The sequence below is a fragment of the Streptomyces sp. NPDC127092 genome (genome assembly GCF_042722475.1).
In the GTDB taxonomy this organism is placed as follows: Bacteria; Actinomycetota; Actinomycetes; order Streptomycetales; family Streptomycetaceae; genus Streptomyces.
In genome coordinates, this window is the sequence record NZ_JBHXFE010000027.1 from 75,541 (window position 1) to 98,291 (window position 22,751).

Here is a 22,751-nt window from a genome sequence, read left to right on the forward strand (position 1 = left end):
GACCCCCGCACCGGCCGTGAGGGCCGGCCCTCAGTCCAGCAGTCCCGCCGCGTCCAGGACGTAGGCGGTCAGCGGCTCGTAGTACCGCGGGTCCACCACGTGGTCGTCCAGCGGGACGGTGACCTGCATGGTGCCCTCCGCCTCCGCCAGGAACAGGGCCGGGTCGTTGCAGTCCGCGTACCCGACGGCGTCCACGCCGCGCTGCGCCGCGCGCCCCGCCCACCCGTGGTCGGCGACGACGAGGTCCGGCGCGGGCTCGCCCAGGGCGGCCAGGCCGTCGAGGACCGCGTTCATGGGCTCCGGGGAGTGGGTGTGCCAGAGCGAGGCGCCCCGCTCGAAGACGGCGACGTCGGCGAACTGCACCACGTAGCCCTCGTCGGCGGTCAGTCCGCCGGGGATGCGGACGATGTCGCAGCCCCGCGCCCGCAGGGCGGCGGCGACCCGGCCGTGGGCGTCGATCAGGGAGCCCGGGTGCCCGGTCGCGAACAGCACGCGCTCCTTCGCGGCGGCGGCCTTCGCGAGGCGGGCGGCCATCCGGTCGAGCGCGGCGACGGTCAGCTCGGGGTCGATGGTGTCCTGGCCGGTCCGGTGCGCCGGGTCGTCGACGACGCCGCACCGCTCGGCCATGACGGCGAGCACGTCCTGCTCGTCGGTCCACCGGTCGCCGAACTCGAGGCCGAACCAGTAGTGCCGGTCGCCGTTGGCGAGCTTGCGGTAGTGGCTGAGGTTGTTGTCACGCGGGGTGGCGACGTCTCCGGCGATACGGGTCCGGACGAGGTGCTCGACGAGGTCGGCGCGGCTGAGTATCGGCATGCGCCCCATTCTGCCGGTCCGCGGCCCCGGAAGGCCGCGGATCGGCGGGCGAAGGTCCCCGGGCGGCGCCCGCGGCCGCGGGTGTCAGGCCCCGAGGGCCCCGAAGGCGCCCCGGGCGAGGCCGCGCAGCAGGGTCTCCAGCTCCGTGCGGCCCAGCGGAGTGCCCAGGTGGGGCGTGGAGTTCAGCAGGCCGAAGACGGCGTGGACGGCGGCGCGGGCCTCGGACTCGGCCGCGTCCGGGTACAGCTCGCGCACGACGGCGACCCACAGTTCGACGTACTGCCGCTGGAGCTGGCGGACCCGCTTGCGGTCCTCGTCCTTGAGCCGGTCGAGCTCGCGGTCGTGGAGGGTGATGAGCGGCCGGTCGTCGAGGGCGAAGTCGATGTGGCCGTCGATGAGGGAGCCGAGCACGGCCCGGGGGGTGTCGTCGGACTCGGTGACCCGCAACCGCCCGCCGTCGAGCAGCCGCTCGCTGATGCCCACGAGCAGCTCCGCGAGCATCGCGTCCTTGCCGGGGAAGTGGCGGTAGAGCCCGGGCCCGCTGATGCCGACCGCGGCTCCGATCTCGTCCACGCCCACCCCGTGGAAGCCGCGCTCGGCGAAGAGGCGGGCGGCCTCCTTGAGGATCTGCTCGCGTCGCGTCAGGGCGTCGGTCCGGCCGTTCGGGGCCGGTGTCGGGGTCGGCGTCGTGGTCATGGATTCGATTCTAGACAACCCCGTTAGCGGTCGTTAACCTGAAGGGCATACGTTAACGGTCATTAACAGCACTCCTGAACGAGTGGACCGACCGAGCAAGGGAGCTCGACGGATGCAGCAGGCACCTGTGCTGACGAGCGCGGCCGATCCCGCGTCGCCGGCCTGGCAGGCCAACGAGGCGGCTCACCACGAGCTGGCCGCGACCCTGCGCGACAAGCTCGCGGCGGCCGCCCTCGGCGGCGGCGAGAAGGCCCGCGCCCGCCACACCGCGCGCGGCAAGCTGCTGCCGCGCGACCGCGTGGACACCCTCCTCGACCCGGGCTCGCCCTTCCTGGAGCTGGCCCCGCTCGCGGCGAACGGGATGTACGGCGACCAGGCCCCGGCCGCCGGCGTGATCGCGGGCATCGGGCGGGTCTCCGGCCGCGAGTGCGTGATCGTCGCCAACGACGCGACGGTCAAGGGCGGCACGTACTACCCGATGACGGTGAAGAAGCACCTGCGGGCGCAGGAGGTGGCGCTGGAGAACCGCCTGCCCTGCCTCTACCTCGTGGACTCTGGCGGCGCCTTCCTGCCCATGCAGGACGAGGTCTTCCCGGACCGCGAGCACTTCGGGCGGATCTTCTTCAACCAGGCCCGGATGTCCGGCGCCGGCATCCCGCAGATCGCGGCGGTCATGGGCTCCTGCACGGCCGGCGGCGCGTACGTCCCGGCGATGAGCGACGAGGCGGTGATCGTCCGGAACCAGGGGACGATCTTCCTCGGCGGCCCGCCGCTGGTGAAGGCGGCGACCGGCGAGGTCGTGACCGCGGAGGAGCTCGGCGGCGGCGAGGTCCACTCGCGGATCTCCGGCGTCACCGACCACCTGGCGGAGGACGACGCCCACGCGCTCCGCATCGTCCGCAACATCGTCGCCACCCTCCCCGAGCGCGGCCCGCTCCCCTGGTCGGTGGAGCCGGCCGAGGAGCCGAAGGTCGACCCGGCGGGTCTGTACGGCGCGGTGCCGGTCGACTCCCGCACGCCCTACGACGTGCGCGAGGTCATCGCGCGGATCGTGGACGCCTCCCGCTTCCAGGAGTTCAAGGCCGAGTACGGGCAGACGCTGGTCACCGGCTTCGCCCGGATCCACGGCCACCCGGTCGGGATCGTCGCCAACAACGGCATCCTGTTCGCCGAGTCGGCCCAGAAGGGCGCGCACTTCATCGAGCTGTGCGACCAGCGCGGCATCCCGCTCGTCTTCCTGCAGAACATCACCGGCTTCATGGTCGGCAAGGCGTACGAGCACGGCGGCATCGCCAAGCACGGCGCCAAGATGGTGACGGCGGTGGCCACGACCCGCGTCCCGAAGCTCACCGTGGTCGTCGGCGGCTCGTACGGCGCGGGCAACTACTCGATGTGCGGCCGGGCGTACTCGCCCCGGTTCCTGTGGATGTGGCCGAACGCCAAGATCTCCGTGATGGGCGGCGAGCAGGCCGCCTCCGTCCTCGCCACGGTCAAGCGCGACCAGCTCGGTGACGCGTGGAGCGCCGAGGAGGAGGAGTCCTTCAAGGACCCGATCCGCGCGCAGTACGAGACGCAGGGCAACGCCTACTACGCGACGGCCCGGCTGTGGGACGACGGGGTCATCGACCCGATGGAGACCCGGCAGGTGCTGGGTCTCGCCCTGACCGCGTGCGCCAACGCGCCCCTGGGTGACCCCCAGTTCGGCGTCTTCCGGATGTAAGGGACACCCAGACGATGCAGCACATGTTCGACACCGTCCTCGTCGCCAACCGCGGCGAGATCGCCGTCCGGGTGATCCGCACCCTGCGCGAGCTCGGCGTGCGTTCGGTCGCCGTGTACAGCGACGCGGACGCCGACGCCCGGCACGTACGGGAGGCGGACACGGCGGTACGGATCGGGCCCGCGCCGGCCTCGCAGTCGTACCTCTCCGTGCCGGCCCTGCTCGACGCCGCCGCCCGCACCGGCGCGCAGGCCGTCCACCCCGGCTACGGCTTCCTCGCGGAGAACGCGGCCTTCGCGCGGGCCTGCGCGGAGGCCGGCCTGGTCTTCATCGGCCCGCCGGCCGAGGCGATCGCGCTGATGGGCGACAAGATCCGGGCGAAGGAGACCGTGAAGGCGGCGGGCGTGCCGGTCGTCCCCGGCGCCGCCGACCCCGACATCGCCGACGCCGCCCGCGAGCTGGGCGCGCCCGTGCTGCTCAAGCCGAGCGCGGGCGGCGGCGGCAAGGGCATGCGCCTGGTGCGCGACCTGACCGTCCTGGAGGACGAGATCGCGGCGGCGCGGCGCGAGGCGCGCTCCTCGTTCGGCGACGACACGCTCCTCGTGGAGCGGTGGATCGACCGGCCGCGGCACATCGAGATCCAGGTCCTGGCGGACGCCCACGGCAACGTCGTCCACCTCGGCGAGCGCGAGTGCTCGCTCCAGCGGCGCCACCAGAAGATCATCGAGGAGGCGCCGAGCGTCCTGCTGACCCCGGAGATCCGGGCGGCGATGGGCGCGGCGGCGGTCGAGGCGGCGCGGTCCTGCGGCTATGTCGGCGCGGGCACCGTCGAGTTCATCGTGCCGGGCGGCGACCCCGCCTCGTACTACTTCATGGAGATGAACACCCGCCTGCAGGTGGAGCACCCGGTGACGGAGCTCGTCACGGGCCTGGACCTGGTGGAGTGGCAGCTGCGGGTGGCGGCGGGCGAGCCGCTGTCGTTCGGGCAGGAGGACGTCCGGCTGGACGGCTGGGCGATCGAGGCCCGGATCTGCGCCGAGGACCCCTCCCGCGGCTTCCTGCCGTCGGGCGGCACGGTGCTGTCCCTGAACGAGCCGCAGGGCGACGGGGTGCGCACCGACTCGGGTCTCGCCGAGGGCACGGAGGTGTCGTCCCTCTACGACCCGATGCTGTCGAAGGTCATCGTCCACGCCAAGGACCGCCCGACGGCCCTGCGCAAGCTCCGCGCCGCCCTCGCGGACACGGTCGCCCTGGGCGTGCCCACCAACGCGGGCTTCCTGCGCAGGCTGCTGGCGCACCCGGACGTCGTCTCCGGCGAGCTCGACACGGGCCTGGTCGAGCGGGACGCGGAGAGCCTGGTCCCGCAGGGCGTCCCGGAAGAGGTGTACGCGGCGGCCGCGGCGGTCCGGCTCGACGCGCTGGCCCCGGCGCCCCGCGAGGGCTGGACGGACCCGTTCTCGGTCCCCAGCGGCTGGCGCCTGGGCGGCGCCCCGAAGCCGCTCGCCTTCCCGTTCCGAGTACCGGGAGCCGAACCCGTCACGCACGGCGCGCCGTCCGGCGCGCGGGTGACGGACCGGTCGGTGACCGTGACCGTGGACGGGGTCACCCACCGCTTCCACCGCGCCGGCGACTGGCTGGGCCGAGACGGCGACTCCTGGCACGTGCTCGACCACGACCCGGTTGCCGCCGCGCTGTCCGGGGCCCGGCACGGCGGGGCCGACACCCTCGCCGCGCCCATGCCGGGGACCGTCACGGTGGTCAAGGTGGCGGTCGGTGACGAGGTGGAGGCCGGACAGAGCCTGCTCGTCGTGGAGGCGATGAAGATGGAGCACGTCATCTCCGCCCCGCACGCCGGCACCGTCACCGAGCTGGACGTCACGCCCGGCACGACCGTCGCCATGGACCAGGTCCTGGCCGTGGTGACGCCCCGCGAGGAGGAGGACGCATGAGCCTGCCCATGACCGTGCCCGCCGCCGGGCTGCCGGCCCGGGTCCGGATCCACGAGGTCGGGCCCCGCGACGGCCTGCAGAACGAGAAGACGGCCGTCCCGACCGACGTGAAGGCCGAGTTCGTCCGGCGGCTCGTCGCCGCGGGCCTGACCACGGTCGAGGCGACCAGCTTCGTGCACCCGAAGTGGGTGCCCCAGCTCGCCGACGCCGAGGAGCTGTTCCCGCGCGTCCGTGACCTGCCCGTACGGCTGCCGGTGCTGGTGCCGAACGAGCGCGGACTCGACCGGGCGCTCGCGCTCGGCGCCCGCGAGGTCGCCGTCTTCGCCTCGGCGACCGAGTCCTTCGCGAAGGCCAACCTCAACCGGACCGTCGACGAGGCGCTCCTGATGTTCGCGCCGACCGTCACCCGGGCCATAGAGGCCGGTCTGAAGGTCCGCGGCTACCTCTCCATGTGCTTCGGCGACCCGTGGGAGGGTGCCGTCCCGGTCGAGCAGGTCGTCCGCGTCACCAAGGCCCTCGCCGACATGGGCTGCGACGAGCTGAGCCTCGGCGACACCATCGGCGTCGCCACGCCGGGCCACGTCCGCGCCCTGCTCTCCGCGCTGAACGAGGCCGGGGTGCCCACCTCGCGCCTCGCCGTGCACTTCCACGACACCTACGGGCAGGCCCTCGCCAACGCCTACGCGGCGCTGGAGCACGGGGTCACCGTCTTCGACGCCTCCGCCGGAGGCCTCGGCGGCTGCCCGTACGCCAAGTCCGCCACCGGCAACCTCGCCACAGAGGACCTCGTGTGGATGTTCCGCGGTCTCGGCATCGAGACCGGGGTCGACCTGGCCGCCCTCACCGCCACCAGCGTGTGGATGGCCGACCAGCTGGGCCGCCCGAGCCCTTCCCGTACCGTCCGTGCGCTCTCCCACAAGGAGTCCTGAGCATGTCCCTCGACCACCGGCTCTCCGAAGAGCACGAGGAACTCCGCCGCACCGTCGAGGCGTTCGCCCACGACGTCGTCGCCCCGAAGATCGGCGACTACTACGAGCGGCACGAGTTCCCGTACGAGATCGTCCGCGAGATGGGCCGCATGGGCCTGTTCGGCCTGCCGTTCCCCGAGGAGTACGGCGGCATGGGCGGCGACTACCTGGCGCTCGGCATCGCCCTGGAGGAGCTGGCGCGGGTCGACTCCTCGGTCGCCATCACCCTGGAGGCGGGCGTCTCGCTGGGCGCGATGCCGGTCTACCGCTTCGGCACGGAGGAGCAGAAGCGGGAGTGGCTGCCGAAGCTGTGCGCCGGCGAGGTGCTCGGCGCGTTCGGCCTGACCGAGCCGGGCGCCGGCTCGGACGCCGGCGGCACCCGCACCACGGCGGTCCGCGACGGCGACCACTGGGTCATCAACGGCTCGAAGTGCTTCATCACCAACTCCGGTACGGACATCACGGGTCTGGTCACGGTCACCGCCGTCACCGGCCGCAAGGCGGACGGCAGGCCGCTGATCTCGTCGATCATCGTCCCGTCCGGCACGCCGGGCTTCACGGTCGCCGCGCCGTACTCGAAGGTCGGCTGGAACGCCTCGGACACCCGCGAGCTCTCCTTCGACGACGTGCGCGTCCCGGTGGAGAACCTGCTCGGCGAGGAGGGCCGCGGCTACGCGCAGTTCCTGCGGATCCTGGACGAGGGCCGGATCGCGATCGCGGCGCTGGCCACGGGTCTGGCGCAGGGCTGTGTGGACGAGTCGGTGAAGTACGCGAAGGAACGTCACGCCTTCGGCCGTCCGATCGCCGACAACCAGGCCATCCAGTTCAAGATCGCCGACATGGAGATGCGGGCCCACATGGCCCGCATCGGCTGGCGCGACGCGGCCTCCCGCCTCGTCCTCGGCGAGCCGTTCAAGAAGGAGGCGGCGCTCGCGAAGCTGTACTCGTCGACGGTGGCCGTCGACAACGCGCGCGAGGCGACCCAGATCCACGGCGGCTACGGCTTCATGAACGAGTATCCGGTGGCCCGCATGTGGCGGGACTCCAAGATCCTGGAGATCGGCGAGGGCACCAGCGAGGTCCAGCGGATGCTGATCGCCCGCGAGTTGGGCCTGTCGGCCTGACCCGTACGCGGACACGGCCCCCGGGGCGCGCGCCGGAACGCGCCCTAGGGGCCGGCCTGCTAACCATGGGCGACGACCTGTTGCCCTACCAGGAGCGAGCCTCCGAGACGAAGGTGATCCACGCGTGGGACGTGAACACCAGGACCGCCCCGCCCGGCGTCTTGCTGTCCCGCACGGGAACGCCATCCCCGAAGCCGTCGGCGACTTCCACGCACTCGTTGTTGCCTCCGCTGTACGTACTCTTGCGCCAACGCGCACCCGTGAGATCGGGATTCGGGGGGCTTGGGATACTCCTCGTCCGTGCTCCTTGGCGACCTTGCGAATCCGAGCGATCGACTCCACCGGCGACAGCGCGCCCGTGCGGGCGTCATCGAACAGCGCACGTTAGCGCGAGACGTCCGTGTCCTGCTCCAGCCAGATGGACCCAGTCGAATTGTCGGCCAACACGACGTCCAGTGCCGATGCCTCGGAGAAGCCGAGTATGAGGTACGGGCCCACATCGGGCAGCTCTGCGGCCCGCACCAGATGATCGAGCTGTGCGCGCATGACGTCCCGCCCACCGACTTCCTGCCAGAGAACTCCCTCCGCGATGACCGCCCATACGTGCAGCGGATCGCTCGCGGTGAGCCTTTCCTGCCGCGCCAACCGTCACGGCCCCCCACGATGGCAAACCGATCATCACGAGGTGGCCGCAGGGGCCGAGGAGCGTCCCGCTGGCTCGGCGCGCGCTGCGCAGGGCGCTGGACGATTGGGGGCTGCGGGACATCGAGGACGTGGCGTCACTCGTCCTCTCCGAGCTGATGACCAACGCGGTCCGGCACGCTCACGTACCGGGGCGGGAGATCGAGACACGATTCGAAGCGACCCTCGGCAGCCTACGCATCGAGGTCCACGACGCATCGGAGAATCGACCACTGATGGCACTGCCGGAAGATGACGCCGGTGGCGGCTGGGGGCTTCCGCTCGTGGACACCCTCTCGGAGAAGTGGGGCGTATCCGACCGGCAAGGGACCGGCAAGCTTGTCTGGGCCGAACTGACGACCGGAGCGGCGCACAACCACTCCTGAACCCAGTCCTGGCCGTCCGCCGGCTTATGGCCGGCGAACGGCCAGGGCGTTCTTTTGCCTCTAGAGCGTCTCTTCCGGATCTTGCTCAGAGTCGGTGTGAGCGGTGTGGCACGATCGCGCCCATGACGTCCGCTTCCATTCCTCTCGCTGACACTCACGTGAGGCTCCTGGCCGGCCATGCCAGCAACGGGAACCCTGTCTTCGAAGTGTTGCCCGCTCGCAGTCTTGGTCCCGGCCTCTTCGAGCTTGCCGGCAGCCCGGGACTTGTCCTGGGCTGTGCAGCTGGAGACGTCCTACGCGTATCCGATGAAGGGCAATTCGAGGTACGGACGACGGGCCAGAACCTCTGCGTCCAGGCTGCTCCACAGAGCGGCCTCTTCACGGCCGAGGCCCTGGCAGCACTGACCGAGGACTTCGAAGCGGTCGGAGGCCTGGTCGAATCCCCGCCTGACCGACGCTTCATCGTGGTCACGGTGGACCGCTCGACCGGTATACCCCTCATCACACGGTTGATGGAGGCTTGGTCTCTCGGTGTCGGCCAGGGCGAATGGTGGTTCGGAAACGCTGACGAGACTCAGTAGGACCCTCGGCGGTTGTCATCGGGCAGCCCAGGTGAGGATGCCGGCAAGGTGGAGTCCAACATCGTGGCGGTCTTGTCGTGCCGCGTCGCAAGACCACGCCATTGCTTGAGCCTGTTGATGCATCGCTCGACGCTGTTCGGCTGCTTGTAGGCAACCTTGTCGAAGGACGGCGGCCTGCCGCCATCTCGGCCTCGACGTCGGCGATGGGCCATCTGATCGGCGGGCTGCGGGATAACTGCTCGAATCGCACGTCGGCGCAAATGCTCGCGGATGGCGCGCGACGAGTGCCGCCTTATCGGCGAGCACCACGGGCGGCGAGCCCTGGGCCTCCCACGCTCTCTGGGCACCCGGATCGCAGCCATGACCTGCTCGAGTGCTGGAGCATCCCCCGCCTGTCCAGCCGTGAGGACGAAGGCCAGTGGCCTGCAGTCGCCTTCGGCGGCCAGATGGATCTTCCTGGTCAGACCCCCACGGGAACGACCGAGGGCATAATCCGTGGGCTCAGCCGCCGAAGCCCCCTTCTTACGCGCGCCGGCCGCGTGCTGATGGGCGCGAACAATCCCTTCCACGAACCGAAGTCTGAAGGAAGGTTCTTCCAGGGCGAGCCCGTCCGGTACTTCCAGACGATGGCATTGATCACCTGTCGGTGATCCCGCCACTGCCCGCCTCGCTTCGGAGTTCGGTCCGGTAGCAGCGGCTCGATCCGAGCCCACTGAACGTCAGGCAATGACATACCTGGGCCAACGATCCATGATTCGGAAGAGACGGCCTAGACCGTGTAGATCGAGGGCTTGGCCGCCACCATGTCCGGCGTAGTGCCTTCGACCGTCAGGTTCCCGGTCCACAGTTCGTACCGGTTGCAGTACGAGCCCCCGAACTCGATCCTCCGACCTCCGGGCTCCAGCTTCCAGTCCGCCTCGTCCCACCGGGCGAGGAGATCACCGCAGACGAAGGCCCGGTGGGCTTGCAGCATGATCCACTTGCCTTTGTCGACCTCGCTCGCGGACTCCTTGTTCATGCCGGCCGCCATCTGCCACAGCCGGGACGAATCAACACCCGGAGTCAGCGGGCCGACGATGCCGACCTCGCCGAGATTGCGCGCGTCCAGGTGGTGGGTGGCGTAGCCGAAGACGGTTCCGAACACAGGGAAGACGCACGTGCGGGTGCGGCCTTCCGCGCCGTTGGCGTTGTGCATATCGTCGACTCCGATAGCAGCGCGGCCCGGACGTCTTGCCCACGTCCGGGTCGCGCTTCGTTCAGTGGGTCAAGGTCAGCAGCACGGGCCGTCGCCGCAGCAGGCCGGCGAGTTGCAGTCCGCGGCGAACCCCCACAGCGACCGGTCCACCTCGAAGCCGGCGTCCCGGATCAGGTCCATGACGTCGAGCATCAGCCCAACGGTGCGCGTCTTGGAGTTCGGAGCGTGGTGAAGGAAGCGGCCGAAATGCTCCTCGCACCACTCGGCGTACTCCTGGCTGTGCAGCATGAACGTGTGCCATGCCGGGTCCACGTCCGCGCTGGGCGCCATCACGTCGCCCTTCCCGGTCGTTCCCATGGTCCACAGGAACGCCAGCCCCTCGCTCATGACCCGGCTGGCCATGACCGGGTCGAGCTTGTACTCCTCGGCGCAGAACGCCGTCAGCCTGTCGAACAGTTCGGGGGCCACGAGGTCCCTGCCGCGCCGCAGAGCGACTGGCCTTTCGGGTGCGACCGTCATGAGGAAGTCCTCTCGTGTGTGGGAGTGACCGGCACCCGCTGGGGGCACCGGTCGGCGTGCCAGTAGGAGGGGATCAGATCCACGACGTCCTCCGGACGCCGGTATCCGCGCCGGACCGGCTCAGCCGGGTCGATGTCCTGCCGACACGCAGGACAGACCTCCCCCGCAGGCGCGTACGTGCCGTACTCCACGTATCCGGCGTCAGTGTCCGATGCCGACGCCCTTCCCGCTCTCGCCATGTCGTCCGCCTCCTGGATTTCGGGACGGGTCGATAGTCCTGCGGACGGCCAAGCGGTTCTAGCCTGTTTCCTGTTCCCTCAAGAAGCCGTCTCGGATGCCCTCTACAAGGTCTCGCATGGCATCACCCGAAAGTGCCAGGTGTGCGAAACCATCGAACTTCCGGAGGTAAAGCCCCACGTCGCACGGATCCGTAACGACACAGGCGCAGAGTGGCCATCTGAGCTTCGAGGGCCATGGCCGCGTACTGGCCCTTGTGGATTCCGGCACGCTTGAGAAGCCGCCATGCGGTCACCTCTGCCGTCGCCGCTCTGGCTGCCTTGGTGTACTCGTCCTTGATCTCGGCGGACACACCGATGGCCGTAAGGATGCGTTCGACATCGGTGGCACTGGGCAGAAGCTTGGCGTTCTCAATCTTCGACAGCTTCGACGGAGACATGAGTGCGCTACGGGCTACCGCTTTGGCGTCCCTTCCGGAGGCCTCACGCAGAGCCCGCAGCGCGGCCCCGAGCTGTGCTTTGTTCACTCGCCGTGCTTTGCCCACCAGTCGGTGAACGGCTCGGAGTGCGCGAGCGCTGTCCGCCGGTAGCCGACGAATCTCTCCGACTCCGTCACCGGCAGCACCTTCGCGCCTCGGAAAGCACCGTGCTCGTCGTACTCCATTACTGCCGTGTCAGCCGAGTCGAACAGCCAGAAGTCCGGCACTTCCGCCAGCGGATTCGGTGCGTCGGTCACGTCGAGAATGAAGAACTCCTCCCCTCCTGTCATGTTCTTCCGATATCCCCAGCCGAGCTCGAAGCGCAGGTACTCCGTGAGCGGTCGAGCCAGGACATGAACGCGACAGACACGCTTGCCCTGGCTGGTATGGGACCGGAGCTCCGCGACCCATTCGGCGTTGTAGTCGTCCGGTTGCGGCTCTCCCGCCTGGAACAGCTCATAGGCATTCGTGTTCCCGGACCGGCTGTAGTCGTCCAGGGTCTCCAGGCGGAACGCCTCTCGCTCGAACGAGTCGAAGAGGTCACCGAGCGTCCTAGACGAGGCCATCGGCAATGGCCTTCTTGAGCAGGTCCATCGGAATCTCGACGAGCGTCTCGTGAGCGGGAATCTCGAGTCCGTGGTCGGTCGGTGTCTCCCCCTGCACGAGAAACGTCCCGCGGTCGGTCGCGTAGATCGTCGGACAGTCCTTGAGGTCACACGTGCTGACCAGCTTGGTCACCTGCATGGTGATCGGTTCCCCTCTCCGCCTGGTTGGCGCCCACGGCTCTGTGCCTCGCTTGATGCTCCCGAGGCCGCGACGCGAGGGTCAAGGGATCACGGTTGAGAGAACGGGAAACCCTCTCACGACAGCGTTTCACGGTGTCGTGCCGGGTGGCACGTAGGCGTCGTAGCGGTCCCAGCCGGGGGCCGCGGGCAGCCGCACCGGCCGCCAGGTCCGCGCGTACGCCGGGGGTGCGGCGCCGGCGGCGACGAGGACGGCGACCGGCATGCGGCGGGCGGCCGCGGTGATGCCCGCGGGGGTGATGGCGGCGTCGTGGCCGCCGACCGCGCGCGAGGCGCAGCCCGCGTAGTAGCCGACGAGCACGTACTCCCTGCCGCTGACCAGGCACGGCGGCCGGACGCCGGCGCCGTGCAGGGCGGCGGCGATCCCCGTGAACTGCGCGCGGGTGGAACGGCTGTGGGCGACGGCCTTGGAGAGCACGGCGTACTGGACGGCGAGATGGCCGACGAGGAGACCGGTGAGCAGCCCCACGGCCAGCGGCCGGCGGGCGGGGCGCACCGCGGCGAGCGCGTGCGCGAGCGCCTCGGCGGCGGGCAGGGCCAGCAGGGCGTAGGCCGGGAGCAGGAAGCGGGGCGCGGCGTAGCCGACGGTGAAGAGGTACGGGGCGGCCAGCGAGAGCGCGGTGACGGTGGCGAGGACGGCGGGGGCGCCGCGGCCGGCCCGGAAGGCGGCGGCGATGCCCGCGGCGACGGCGACCGGCAGCAGGAACCACCAGAGGGCGGTGACGGGTTGGTCCCAGGGCACGTCGCAGGGCCGGCACAGGGTGCGGCCCGCGAGCGCCCTGACGTGGTCGTCGACGGACATGTACCAGCCCAGGTGGCCCTGGATCTCGCCGGCGCGGCGCAGCCGGGCGGTGAGTCCGCCGTAGTGCGCGTGGGCCTCGGCGATCCACGGCGCGGCCCCGAGCAGCGGCCCGGCGACGAGGGCGAGGGACACCGCCGGGCGGCGGCGCCAGGCGGGCACGAGCAGGGCCGCCGCGAGGAGCGGAAGGGCGAGCCAGAAGCCGTCGGCTGGCCTCAGCAGGGTGACCGCGCCCACGGCGGCGCCGAGACCGGGGAGGGCCGCGCGGCCCTGGCCGGCCCGGGGCTTCGCGACGGCGCGCAGGAAGCAGCCGACGGCGGCCAGGGCGCCGAACGCGCACCACAGATTGGGCATCACGCGCGGCCCGTAGAACAGGGTGATCCACAGTCCGGCGAACAGGCCGCCCGCGACGGTGAGCACGGGCACGGGCAGGACCCGGCGCCAGATCCACAGCGCGCCGAACAGGGCGGCTCCGGACAGCAGGGCCAGGTAGACGCGGATCGCGGTGGTGGAGGCCGTGAGGAAGGCGACGGGGGCGACGAGGTACGAGATGCCCCGGGCGCGGGGCGCGCTGAAGAACGCGGGCGGGGCGTTGCCGCCGACCTGGCTGACGTAGACGGACTCGTCCCAGCCGAGCCCGGATCCGGGGACGACGAGGGCGAGTTGGGCGAGGGTGAACAGGACCGCGAGGGCGGCCGGCCGGAAGGCGGGGTGTGACGGCGGGATCGTCGTGAGGCGCCGCCGGCGGACGTCGGACGCGGAGTCCGGGAGGGACGGCCGCGGTACGGGAGCGGTGAGGGGGCTCATCCGGTCCACGCTGCTCGGGTCCGGCACCCGACGGCCAGGCGACGTACCGTGCCGGGCGCGTCCGTCACTCCGTCAGAGGCCTGGCGGACCAGGCGGCGACGCGGTGACCCGCCGGAGGCGGGGCCGGGCGGGCGAGGTGACGGGCCGTTCCCCGGGAGCCCCACAAGGTGGCGGGCCTCACTCCCGGCCCGGCGACCCCACCCCTGTTGATCGGACTGAGGTTAGGCTAACCTACCCACGAATTGCCCAGGCCGACCCCGGCACGTACGAAAGCGACTTCGCCATGCCCAGCACCGCCCGAGCCACTTCCCTCACCCGTCGCGGTCTGCTCGCCGCGGGCGGCGCCCTCGGGCTCGGCGCCGCGCTCGCCGCCTGCGGCGACAAGGGAGGCGAGAAGAACGGCGGCTCGCCCGCCAAGGCCTCCGAGAAGGCCGGCCCGTGGAAGTTCACCGACGACCGCGGCACCGCCGTCGAGGCGAAGTCCACCCCGAAGAACATCGTCGCCTTCACCGGAACGGCCGCCGCCCTCAAGGACTTCGGCATCGAGGTCAAGGGCGTCTTCGGCCCGACCTACGTCGAGGACCCGAAGACCAAGGCGAAGACGCCCGACGTGCAGGCCGGCGACCTCGACATCGAGAAGGTCAAGGTCATCGGCAACGTCTGGGGCGAGTTCAAGATCGAGGAGTACCTCAAGCTCCAGCCCGAGCTCCTCGTCACGGACATGTGGGAGAAGAACGACCTCTGGTACGTCCCGGCCGAGCAGAAGGAAAAGATCCTCAAGATCGCGCCGAGCGTCGCCCTGTGGGCCGCCGACAAGTCCATGCCGGCCGTCCTGCAGCGCCACGCCGACCTCGCCGCCTCGCTCGGCGCCGACGTGCAGACCGCGCAGATCAAGGCGGACAAGGCCCGCTTCGAGGCCGCCGCCGAGCGCGTCCGCAAGGCCGCCCAGGGCAAGAAGGACATCAAGGTCCTCATCGGCTCGGGCTCCCCGGACCTCTTCTACGTCTCCACCCCGGTCCGCCCGACCGACACGCTCTTCTTCAAGGAGCTGGGCGTCAACATCGTCGTTCCCACCAAGCTCGACCAGGGCGGCTGGTTCGAGGGCCTGAGCTGGGAGAACGTCGACAAGTACCAGGCCGACATCATCATGCTCGACAACCGCACCTCGGCCCTCCAGCCCGAGGCCCTGAAGGCCAAGCCCACCTGGGCCGCGCTGCCCGCCGTCAAGGCCGGCCAGGTGATCCCGCGCGTGACCGAGCCGATCTACTCCTACGCCAAGTGCGCCCCGCTGCTCGAGGACCTGGCCAAGGCCCTCGAGACCGCCAAGAAGGTGTCCTGACCCATGACGAACACCGAGACCGCCCCGTTCCAGTTCTTCTCCCTCCAGGTCGACCGGACGCGGCGGCTCGGGCCGTCCCTGGTCCGCGTCACCTTCACCGGTGAGGACCTCAGGCGCTTCGCCTCCGGCGGTCGCGACCAGTCGCTCTCGCTGTTCCTGCCCCACCCGGGGCAGGACGCGCCGGTGCTGCCGCCGCTCGACGACCCGGACATGTACGCGATCCTGGGCGCCTACCGGGCCATGCCGCACGACGAGCGGGCCGTGATGCGCTCGTACACCGTCCGCGCGCAGCGCACCTCGCCGGTGGACGAGATCGACATCGACTTCGCGATCCACGAGGCGGCGCCAGGCGCCGGCGCGGGCGTCGGCCCCGCCTGCCGTTGGGCCCAGCAGGCCAAGGCCGGCGACCGGGTCGTCGTACTCGGTCCCGCCGTGACCGAGAACACGGGTGTCCGCTTCCAGCTGCCCGCCGACGCGGACTCCGTGCTCGTGTGGGGCGACGAGACGGCCCTGCCGGCCGTCTCCGCGATCCTGGAGTGGCTGCCCGCGGAGACCCGCGCCCACGTCTACCTCGACGTCCCGTACTCCGGCGACCGCATGGAGCTCGCGACCGAGGCCGACGCGACCGTCACCTGGCTGGTACGGGAGGAGGGCGCGCCGTCCGCGGTCGAGGCGATCGCGGGCGCCGAGCTGCCCGGCGAGTCGCCGTACGTGTGGATCGCGGGCGAGTCCGGTTCCGTGAAGGCGCTGCGCCGCCACTTCGTGCGCGAGCGCGGGATCGACAAGCGCCGCGTGACGTTCGTGGGCTACTGGCGCAAGGGCCTGTCCGAGGACGCCCTGCGCGAGGTCCCGGACGAGACGGCGCAGGACGAGGCACAGGACGTGGCGCAGGACGTGGCGTAGCCACCCCTCTACCCCCCGCAGGGCGCACGGCCCCTCAACCCGCTCGGGTTGGGGGGCCGTTGTGCTGCAAACTTAGGTTAGGCTAACCTAACCAGGACACCGAAGGTTCCTTGCGTCCCCTCACTCCCGGAAGGGCCCCCACATGCGCTCCCACCTCCTCAACGCCACGACGGCGGAGTCGTACCGACACTCCGTCACCGAAGGAGTGGATCGGGTGGCGAGGAAACTCGCCACCGTGCGCGGCCCGTTCACGGGTGTCACCCCCGCCGGCCTCGCGCCCGTCGTCGACGCCGTCGACCTCGACAAGCCGCTCGGCGACGCCTCCGCCGCCCTCGACGAGCTGGAGGACGTGTACCTGCGCGACGCGGTCTACTTCCACCATCCCCGCTACCTCGCCCACCTCAACTGCCCCGTGGTGATCCCCGCGGTCCTCGGCGAGGCCGTCCTGTCCGCCGTCAACTCCTCGCTGGACACCTGGGACCAGAGCGCCGGCGGCACCCTCATCGAGCGCAAGCTGGTCGACTGGACCACCGGCCGGATCGGCCTCGGCCCGCTCGCCGACGGCGTGTTCACCAGCGGCGGCACCCAGTCCAACCTGCAGGCGCTGCTGCTCGCCCGCGAGGAGGCCAGGACCGGCCGCGACGGCCGTCAGGGCACCGACGACCTGGCGAAACTGCGGATCTTCTCCTCGGAGTGCAGCCACTTCAGCGTCCAGAAGTCGGCCACCCTGCTCGGTCTGTCCCGCGACGCCGTCGTCTCCGTCCCCGTCGACCGCGAGCGCCGCATGCAGTCGGTCGTCCTCGCCGCCGAGCTGGAGGCCTGCCGGGCCGAGGGCCTGATCCCGATGGCGATCGTCGCCACCGCCGGCACCACCGACTTCGGCTCCATCGACCCGCTGCCCGAGATCGCCGCCCTGGCCGCCGAGTACGGCGCCTGGATGCACGTCGACGCCGCCTACGGCTGCGGACTGCTCGCCTCGCCGACCCGCCGTCACCTCCTCGACGGCATCGAGCACGCCGACTCGGTCACCGTCGACTTCCACAAGTCCTTCTTCCAGCCGGTGAGTTCCTCGGCCGTCCTGGTCCGCGACGGCGCCACCCTGCGCCACGCCACCTACCACGCCGACTACCTCAACCCGCGCCGCGCGCTGGCCGAGCAGATCCCCAACCAGGTCGACAAGTCCCTGCAGACCACCCGCCGCTTCGACGCCCTCAAGCTGTGGCTGACCCTGCGCGTCATGGGCGCCGACGGCGTCGGCGGCCTCTTCGACGAGGTCTGCGACCTGGCCCGGGCCGGGTTCGAGCTGCTCGCCGCCGACCCGCGCTACGACGTGGTCGTCGAGCCGCAGCTCTCCACCCTCGTCTACCGCTACATCCCCGAGAACGTCACCGCGCCCGAGGACATCGACCGCGCCAACCTCCACGCCCGCAAGGCCCTGATGGCCTCCGGCGAGGCGATCGTGGCCGGCACGAAGGTCGACGGGCGCCAGTACCTCAAGTTCACCTTGCTCAACCCCGAGACGACCGTGGCCGACATCGCCGCCGTCCTCGATCTGATAGCCGGCCACGCCGAGCAGTACCTGGGAGAGAACCTTGTCCATGCCTGAGACGACTCAGACGTACGACTTCATCGGCATCGGGCTCGGTCCCTTCAACCTCGGCCTGGCCTGCCTCACCGAGCCCATCGACGAGCTGAACGGCCTCTTCGTCGAGTCCAAGCCGGACTTCGAGTGGCACTCCGGGATGTTCCTGGAGGGCGCCCACCTCCAGACGCCGTTCATGTCGGACCTGGTCACCCTGGCCGACCCGACCTCGCCGTACTCCTTCCTCCAGTACCTGAAGGAGAAGGGCCGGCTGTACTCGTTCTACATCCGCGAGAACTTCTACCCGCTGCGCGCCGAGTACAACGACTACTGCCGCTGGGCCGCCGCGCAGCTCTCCTCCATCCGCTTCTCGACCACCGTCTCCTCGGTCTCCTTCGACGAGTCCGCCGAGGAGTACGTGGTGGCCACCACGGCCGGAGAAACGTTCCGCGCCCGCCGGATCGTGCTCGGCACCGGCACCCCGCCGTACGTCCCCGAGTCCTGCCGGGGCCTGGGCGGCGACCTCGTGCACAACTCGCGCTACCTGCCGAACAAGGAAGCGCTGCAGAAGAAGAAGTCGATCACGATCGTCGGCAGCGGCCAGAGCGCCGCCGAGATCTACTACGACCTCCTCAGCGAGATCGACGTCCACGGCTACCGGCTCAACTGGGTGACCCGCTCCCCGCGCTTCTTCCCGCTGGAGTACACCAAGCTCACCCTGGAGATGACCTCCCCCGAGTACGTGGACTACTTCCACGCGCTCCCCGAGCCGACCCGCTACCGCCTGGAGAGCCAGCAGAAGGGCCTCTTCAAGGGCATCAACGGCGAGCTGATCGACGCCATCTTCGACCTGCTCTACCAGAAGAACTTCGCCGGCCCGGTCCCCACCCGGCTGCTCACCAACTCCGCGCTGCACTCCGCCGCGTACGACGAGACGAGCGGCACGTACACGCTCGGCTTCCGCCAGGAGGAGCAGGAGAAGGACTTCGAGATCGAGACCGAGGGCCTGATCCTCTCCACCGGCTACAAGTACACCGTCCCCGCCTTCCTGGAGCCGGTCAGGGACCGCCTCCGCTGGGACTCCCAGGGCCGCTTCGACGTGGCCCGCAACTACTCGGTCGACACCACCGGCCGCGGGGTCTTCCTGCAGAACGCCGGCGTGCACACCCACTCGATCACCTCGCCCGACCTGGGCATGGGGCCGTACCGCAACGCGTACATCATCGGGGAGATGCTGGGCTCCGAGTACTACCCCGTCGAGAAGACCATCGCGTTCCAGGAGTTCGCCGTATGACCGCCACCGTCCAGATACGCCCGCTCGACCCGCTGAAGGACGCGGAACTGATCCACCCCTGGGTCACCGACCCCAAGGCGACCTACTGGATGATGCAGGGCTTCGCGCTCCAGGACGTCGAGCGCGAGTACATGGCGATCGCCGCGAACCCGCACCACGACGCCTTCATCGGCCTCGTGGACGGCGAGCCCGCCTTCCTCATGGAGCGCTACGACCCCGCGAAGGTCGAGCTCGTCGGCCTCTACGAGCCGCAGCCCGGCGACGTCGGCATGCACTTCCTCGTCGCACCCACCGACACCCCCGTGCACGGCTTCACCCGCCGGGTGATCACGGCCGTCATGGCCGAGCTGTTCGCCGACCCGGCCACCGCCCGCGTGGTCGTCGAGCCCGACGTCCGCAACACCGCCGTGCACGCGCTCAACGAGGCCGTCGGCTTCGTGCCCGAGCGGGAGATCCAGAAGCCGGAGAAGAAGGCCCTGCTGAGTTTCTGCACCCGCGCCGCCTTCGAGGCCGCCGTCGCCTCCGCGGCGACCGCCGCGCCCGTGGAGGTGGCGGCATGAGCGCGCTCACCGACAGCCCCGTCGCCCACCTCACGCCCGAGCGCTGGGCCGACGCCAACCGCGCCCTGATCCGCAAGGGTCTCGCCGAGTTCATCCACGAGCGGCTGCTCGACCCGCAGGAGCTCGGCGACAGCCGCTACCAGGTCCTCAGCGACGACGGCCGCACCGAATACCGCTTCACCGCCGACCGCTTCGCCCTCGACCACTGGCAGGTCTACCCGGAGTCCATCAGCCGGCACCGGGGCAGCGAGCAGCTCCCGCTGGACGCCCTGCAGTTCATCACCGAGCTGCGCGGCTCGCTCGGCCTGAGCGACGAGATCCTCCCGGTCTACCTGGAGGAGATCTCCTCCACCCTGGCCGGCACCGCGTACAAGGCGACCAAGCCGCGCATCGGCTCCGCCGAGCTGGCCCGGGCCGGCTTCCAGGCGATCGAGACCGGGATGACCGAGGGCCACCCCTGCTTCGTCGCCAACAACGGGCGGCTCGGCTTCGGCGTCGACGAGTACCGCGCCTACGCCCCCGAGGCCGCGAGCCCGATCCACCTCGTGTGGCTGGCCGCGCACCGCGACCGCGCCACCTTCACCGCCGGTGCGGACGTGGAGTACGACTCGTTCATCCGCGCCGAGCTCGGCGACGAGGCGGTGGACCGCTTCGCCGCCACCCTCGCCGAGCGCGGCCTGGACCTGGCCGACTACCTGCTGATGCCGGTGCACCCCTGGCAGTGGTGGAACAAGATGGCCGTCACCTTCGCCGCCGAGGTCGCGCAGCAGCGGCTCGTGTACCTGGGCGAGGGCGACGACGCCTACCTGGCGCAGCAGTCCATCCGCACCTTCTTCAACACCAGCGACCCGGCGAAGCACTACGTGAAGACGGCCCTGTCCGTCCTCAACATGGGCTTCATGCGGGGCCTCTCGGCCGCCTACATGGAGGCCACGCCCGCCATCAACGACTGGCTCGCCGGCCTGATCGAGGCCGACCCGGTCCTCCGGGCGGCCCGCTTCTCGATCATCCGCGAGCGGGCGGCGGTCGGCTACCGGCACCTGGAGTACGAGGCCGCCACCGACCGCTACTCGCCCTACCGCAAGATGCTCGCCGCGCTGTGGCGCGAGTCCCCGGTGCCGTCCCTCGCCGAGGGCGAGCGGCTCGCCACGATGGCCTCGCTGCTGCACGTCGACCACGCGGGCGCGTCCTTCGCGGGCGCCCTGGTCAAGGACTCGGGCCTCGCCCCGACCGACTGGCTGCGGGCCTACCTGGACGCCTACCTCCTCCCGATCCTGCACTGCTTCTACGCGTACGACCTGGTCTACATGCCGCACGGCGAGAACGTGATCCTGGTCCTCGACGAGCAGGGCGCGGTGTCCCGGGCGATCTTCAAGGACATCGCCGAGGAGATCTGCGTCATGGACCCGGACGCGGTCCTGCCGCCGGCCGTGGAGCGGATCCGGGCCGAGGTCCCGGAGGACATGAAGCTCCTGTCCGTCTTCACCGACGTCTTCGACTGCTTCTTCCGCTTCCTCGGCGCCACGCTGGCCGCCGAGGGCGTCCTCGGCGAGGACGACTTCTGGCAGACGGTCGCCGAGTGCGTCAAGGACTACCAGGCCTCCAAGCCGGAACTCGCGGACCGTTTCGCGCAGTACGACATCTTCACGGAGACCTTCGCCCTCTCGGCCCTCAACCGCCTCCAGCTGCGCAACAACCGCCAGATGGTGGACCTGGCGGACCCGTCGGCGGCACTCCAGCTCGTCGGCGACCTGGTGAACCCGATCGCGCGGTTCGCCTGACGGACCGGCGCGGGCCCTGGCGGAGTTACGGTCCTCCGCCAGGGCCCGTCGTCATGCCGGCGCGCGCCGCGCGGCTAGCCGAGCCGGCCTGCCGGTCCGACGAGCCGGCCTGCCGGTCCGACGAGCCGGTCATACAAGGGGCGGTCCGTCACCGGGCGGGCCGTCAGGCCGGGGGCGGCGGCGCTCCGGGGCGACCGCCCGGTCCGCCGGGCGCCCTGCTGCCCTTCGCAGTTGACCACCGTGTCCGTCCCTCCCTCGCCGTCGCAGTCGTCGACGCCCGCCTGGCCGTCGAGGGCGTCGTCGGCGGGGCCGCCGCGCAGGAAGTCGTTGGCGTCACCGCCGCGCAGGACGTCCCGGCCACCGGCGGTGCCGAGCGTCTGGCTCCAGTCCGAGTTGTCGCCGAAGATCCGGTCGTCGCCGCCGCGGCCGTCGATCTGGTCGTTGCCCGCGGTCGCCCCGGTGGGATCGACGAGCGTGCTGTCGCCGATGAGGATGATCTCGCCCGTGCCGCCGCCGACGATGCGGTCGTTGCCGGAACCGACCGCGGTACCGCCGGACGTGTGGTCGCCGACGGCTCCGAACGCGCCGTCCGCTCCCAGGTCGATCAGGTCGTCGCCGCCGGCCCCGGTCGCGTTGCCGAAGGGCGCGAAGCTGTCCCCCGTGACGTCGCCGAACGTGCCGGCGCCTTCGAGCAGCACGTCGTCCGCGGCGCCCGACGCGGAGAAGAAGCCGAGCGAATCCCCGACGATGACGTCCTCCCCGTTGCCGCCGATGATCCGGTCGGGGGCCCCGCCGTCGGCGTGGTCGCCGGAGTCGTCCCCGTACAGGACGTCGTCCCCGTCCCCGCCGACGAGGACGTCGGGGGAGGCTCCGGCTGCCGTGCCCTGCGACGCCCCGTTGTCGCCGAGAAGGAAGTCGTGCCCGGAGCCGCCGTCGAGGTAGTCCCGCCCGGTGGGGCTGGTGACGTCACCCGTGTACGCGCGCTCGTCGCCGGTCATGCGGTCGTTGCCGGCGTCGCCGAAGATCCGGTCGTCCCCGGTGCCGCCCGAGACGCTGTCGTCGCCGTCCCCGCCGTGGACGAGGTCGTTGCCTCCCAGGCCGCAGATCTTGTCGTTGCCGCCCCTGCCGTCGATGACGTCGTTGCCGGGCGTGCCGATGATGACGTCGTCGCCGGGGGTCCCGGTGGTGCCGGGGACGGTGGCGGCGGCCTCGAAGCAGGTGGGCGCCGCCGCGGCGGGCGTGCCCGTGGTGGCGGTGAGCGCCGCGGCGGCGAGCACCGGGGCGCACAGGAGGCTGACTGTCCGGCGGCGTGCTGCGGGGCGGACGGCTCGTCTTCGGGGCATGGGTGGTTCCTTCCCGTGGCAGGGACGCGAGTCGGTCACTCTGCGCGATGTCTGCCCCGGGTGAGGGGGGCCCGTGATGAACGGACAGTAATTTCACCCGATGGGTCCGCGGCTCCGGCCGACGGGCCGGAGCCGGTGTCGACCGGCCCGGCGCGTCCCGGCCCGCGCCGGCCGGGACCCGGCGCGAGCGGGC

The 22,751-nt window shown here is 71.0% G+C and carries 23 protein-coding genes and 1 pseudogene; 12 read left to right on the forward strand and 12 right to left on the reverse strand.

Translation table 11 applies throughout. From position 1 onward, the window contains the following. Positions 1–30: 30 nt before the first annotated feature. Both ACFWJO_RS22535 and ACFWJO_RS22540 read right to left on the reverse strand, forming a co-directional pair. A complete protein-coding gene (locus ACFWJO_RS22535) occupies positions 31–813 on the reverse strand; it encodes a phosphatase (protein ID WP_386867699.1) in 783 nt (260 codons plus the stop codon). Positions 814–897: 84 nt separating this feature from the next. Then, positions 898–1,509, reverse strand: coding sequence for a TetR/AcrR family transcriptional regulator (locus tag ACFWJO_RS22540; RefSeq protein ID WP_386867701.1), 612 nt, complete (start codon positions 1,507–1,509; stop codon positions 898–900). 112 nt (positions 1,510–1,621) lie between these two features. Here ACFWJO_RS22540 and ACFWJO_RS22545 point away from each other — a divergent pair, with 112 nt between their 5' ends. From ACFWJO_RS22545 to ACFWJO_RS22560, 4 genes are read left to right on the forward strand one after another with little or no spacing between them, the layout of a single operon-like run. Continuing rightward, positions 1,622–3,229, forward strand: a complete 1,608-nt coding sequence (locus ACFWJO_RS22545; RefSeq protein ID WP_384409224.1) for a carboxyl transferase domain-containing protein — start codon at positions 1,622–1,624, stop codon at positions 3,227–3,229. A gap of 23 nt (positions 3,230–3,252) precedes the next feature. After that, positions 3,253–5,178, forward strand: coding sequence for a biotin carboxylase N-terminal domain-containing protein (locus ACFWJO_RS22550; protein WP_386867703.1), 1,926 nt, complete (start codon positions 3,253–3,255; stop codon positions 5,176–5,178). Continuing rightward, positions 5,175–6,107 (forward strand): hydroxymethylglutaryl-CoA lyase, encoded by a 933-nt coding sequence (locus tag ACFWJO_RS22555; protein WP_386867704.1) that lies wholly within the window; start codon positions 5,175–5,177, stop codon positions 6,105–6,107. The genes ACFWJO_RS22550 and ACFWJO_RS22555 overlap by 4 nt, the downstream gene beginning before the upstream one ends. Before the next feature lie 2 nt (positions 6,108–6,109). Next, a complete protein-coding gene (locus ACFWJO_RS22560; RefSeq protein ID WP_384409220.1) occupies positions 6,110–7,270 on the forward strand; it encodes an acyl-CoA dehydrogenase family protein in 1,161 nt (386 codons plus the stop codon). An 85-nt stretch (positions 7,271–7,355) separates the two neighbouring features. Here the strand turns inward: ACFWJO_RS22560 and ACFWJO_RS22565 are convergent, their stop codons facing one another. Both ACFWJO_RS22565 and ACFWJO_RS22570 read right to left on the reverse strand, forming a co-directional pair. Further along, positions 7,356–7,559: a DUF397 domain-containing protein gene (locus ACFWJO_RS22565; RefSeq protein ID WP_386867759.1), complete on the reverse strand. Its 204-nt coding sequence runs from the start codon at positions 7,557–7,559 to the stop codon at positions 7,356–7,358. Between the two features lie 95 nt (positions 7,560–7,654). Next, a complete protein-coding gene (locus tag ACFWJO_RS22570; RefSeq protein ID WP_386867706.1) occupies positions 7,655–7,915 on the reverse strand; it encodes a Scr1 family TA system antitoxin-like transcriptional regulator in 261 nt (86 codons plus the stop codon). 32 nt (positions 7,916–7,947) lie between these two features. Between ACFWJO_RS22570 and ACFWJO_RS22575 the strand changes: the two genes are divergently transcribed. Then, entirely contained in the window at positions 7,948–8,337 is a 390-nt protein-coding gene (locus tag ACFWJO_RS22575) for an ATP-binding protein (protein ID WP_386867761.1), read from the forward strand. A 122-nt stretch (positions 8,338–8,459) separates the two neighbouring features. After that, positions 8,460–8,918, forward strand: a complete 459-nt coding sequence (locus ACFWJO_RS22580; protein WP_386867708.1) for a DUF4265 domain-containing protein — start codon at positions 8,460–8,462, stop codon at positions 8,916–8,918. On the opposite strand, the pseudogene ACFWJO_RS22585 reads toward ACFWJO_RS22580, so the two are convergent. From ACFWJO_RS22585 to ACFWJO_RS22615, 7 genes and pseudogenes are all read right to left on the reverse strand, one after another. Continuing rightward, positions 8,912–9,651, reverse strand: a pseudogene (locus ACFWJO_RS22585) (transposase). The gene ACFWJO_RS22580 and the pseudogene ACFWJO_RS22585 overlap by 7 nt on opposite strands. Before the next feature lie 36 nt (positions 9,652–9,687). Continuing rightward, complete coding sequence (locus ACFWJO_RS22590) at positions 9,688–10,113, reverse strand: hypothetical protein (RefSeq protein WP_386867710.1); 426 nt, start codon at positions 10,111–10,113, stop codon at positions 9,688–9,690. 75 nt (positions 10,114–10,188) lie between these two features. Further along, positions 10,189–10,632 carry a glycine-rich domain-containing protein gene (locus tag ACFWJO_RS22595; RefSeq protein WP_386867712.1) on the reverse strand — a complete coding sequence of 148 codons (444 nt, stop codon included), beginning with the start codon at positions 10,630–10,632 and terminating at the stop codon, positions 10,189–10,191. A gap of 361 nt (positions 10,633–10,993) precedes the next feature. Beyond that, on the reverse strand, positions 10,994–11,395 hold the full coding sequence (locus ACFWJO_RS22600; protein WP_386867714.1) for a helix-turn-helix domain-containing protein: 402 nt from the start codon (positions 11,393–11,395) through the stop codon (positions 10,994–10,996). Next, complete coding sequence (locus ACFWJO_RS22605; RefSeq protein ID WP_386867716.1) at positions 11,392–11,913, reverse strand: DUF6879 family protein; 522 nt, start codon at positions 11,911–11,913, stop codon at positions 11,392–11,394. Before ACFWJO_RS22605 ends, ACFWJO_RS22600 begins: the two co-directional genes overlap by 4 nt. Beyond that, complete coding sequence (locus tag ACFWJO_RS22610) at positions 11,900–12,091, reverse strand: hypothetical protein (protein ID WP_386867718.1); 192 nt, start codon at positions 12,089–12,091, stop codon at positions 11,900–11,902. Before ACFWJO_RS22610 ends, ACFWJO_RS22605 begins: the two co-directional genes overlap by 14 nt. Positions 12,092–12,220: 129 nt before the next feature. Then, positions 12,221–13,756, reverse strand: a complete 1,536-nt coding sequence (locus ACFWJO_RS22615) for a hypothetical protein (protein WP_386867720.1) — start codon at positions 13,754–13,756, stop codon at positions 12,221–12,223. A gap of 283 nt (positions 13,757–14,039) precedes the next feature. Here ACFWJO_RS22615 and ACFWJO_RS22620 point away from each other — a divergent pair, with 283 nt between their 5' ends. The 6 genes from ACFWJO_RS22620 (at position 14,040) to ACFWJO_RS22645 (ending at position 21,215) form a co-directional block, all read left to right on the forward strand. Further along, positions 14,040–15,095, forward strand: a complete 1,056-nt coding sequence (locus tag ACFWJO_RS22620) for an ABC transporter substrate-binding protein (protein WP_386867722.1) — start codon at positions 14,040–14,042, stop codon at positions 15,093–15,095. 3 nt (positions 15,096–15,098) lie between these two features. Then, positions 15,099–15,998 (forward strand): siderophore-interacting protein, encoded by a 900-nt coding sequence (locus tag ACFWJO_RS22625; RefSeq protein WP_386867724.1) that lies wholly within the window; start codon positions 15,099–15,101, stop codon positions 15,996–15,998. A gap of 142 nt (positions 15,999–16,140) precedes the next feature. Continuing rightward, positions 16,141–17,604 carry a pyridoxal phosphate-dependent decarboxylase family protein gene (locus tag ACFWJO_RS22630; protein WP_386867725.1) on the forward strand — a complete coding sequence of 488 codons (1,464 nt, stop codon included), beginning with the start codon at positions 16,141–16,143 and terminating at the stop codon, positions 17,602–17,604. Next, a complete protein-coding gene (locus ACFWJO_RS22635; RefSeq protein ID WP_386867727.1) occupies positions 17,597–18,874 on the forward strand; it encodes a lysine N(6)-hydroxylase/L-ornithine N(5)-oxygenase family protein in 1,278 nt (425 codons plus the stop codon). Before ACFWJO_RS22630 ends, ACFWJO_RS22635 begins: the two co-directional genes overlap by 8 nt. After that, positions 18,871–19,434: a GNAT family N-acetyltransferase gene (locus tag ACFWJO_RS22640; protein WP_386867729.1), complete on the forward strand. Its 564-nt coding sequence runs from the start codon at positions 18,871–18,873 to the stop codon at positions 19,432–19,434. The genes ACFWJO_RS22635 and ACFWJO_RS22640 overlap by 4 nt, the downstream gene beginning before the upstream one ends. Continuing rightward, positions 19,431–21,215: an IucA/IucC family protein gene (locus ACFWJO_RS22645; protein WP_386867731.1), complete on the forward strand. Its 1,785-nt coding sequence runs from the start codon at positions 19,431–19,433 to the stop codon at positions 21,213–21,215. Before ACFWJO_RS22640 ends, ACFWJO_RS22645 begins: the two co-directional genes overlap by 4 nt. 74 nt (positions 21,216–21,289) lie before the next feature. On the opposite strand, the gene ACFWJO_RS22650 is transcribed toward ACFWJO_RS22645, so the two are convergent. Further along, positions 21,290–22,558: a calcium-binding protein gene (locus ACFWJO_RS22650; RefSeq protein WP_386867732.1), complete on the reverse strand. Its 1,269-nt coding sequence runs from the start codon at positions 22,556–22,558 to the stop codon at positions 21,290–21,292. Positions 22,559–22,751 lie beyond the last annotated feature (193 nt).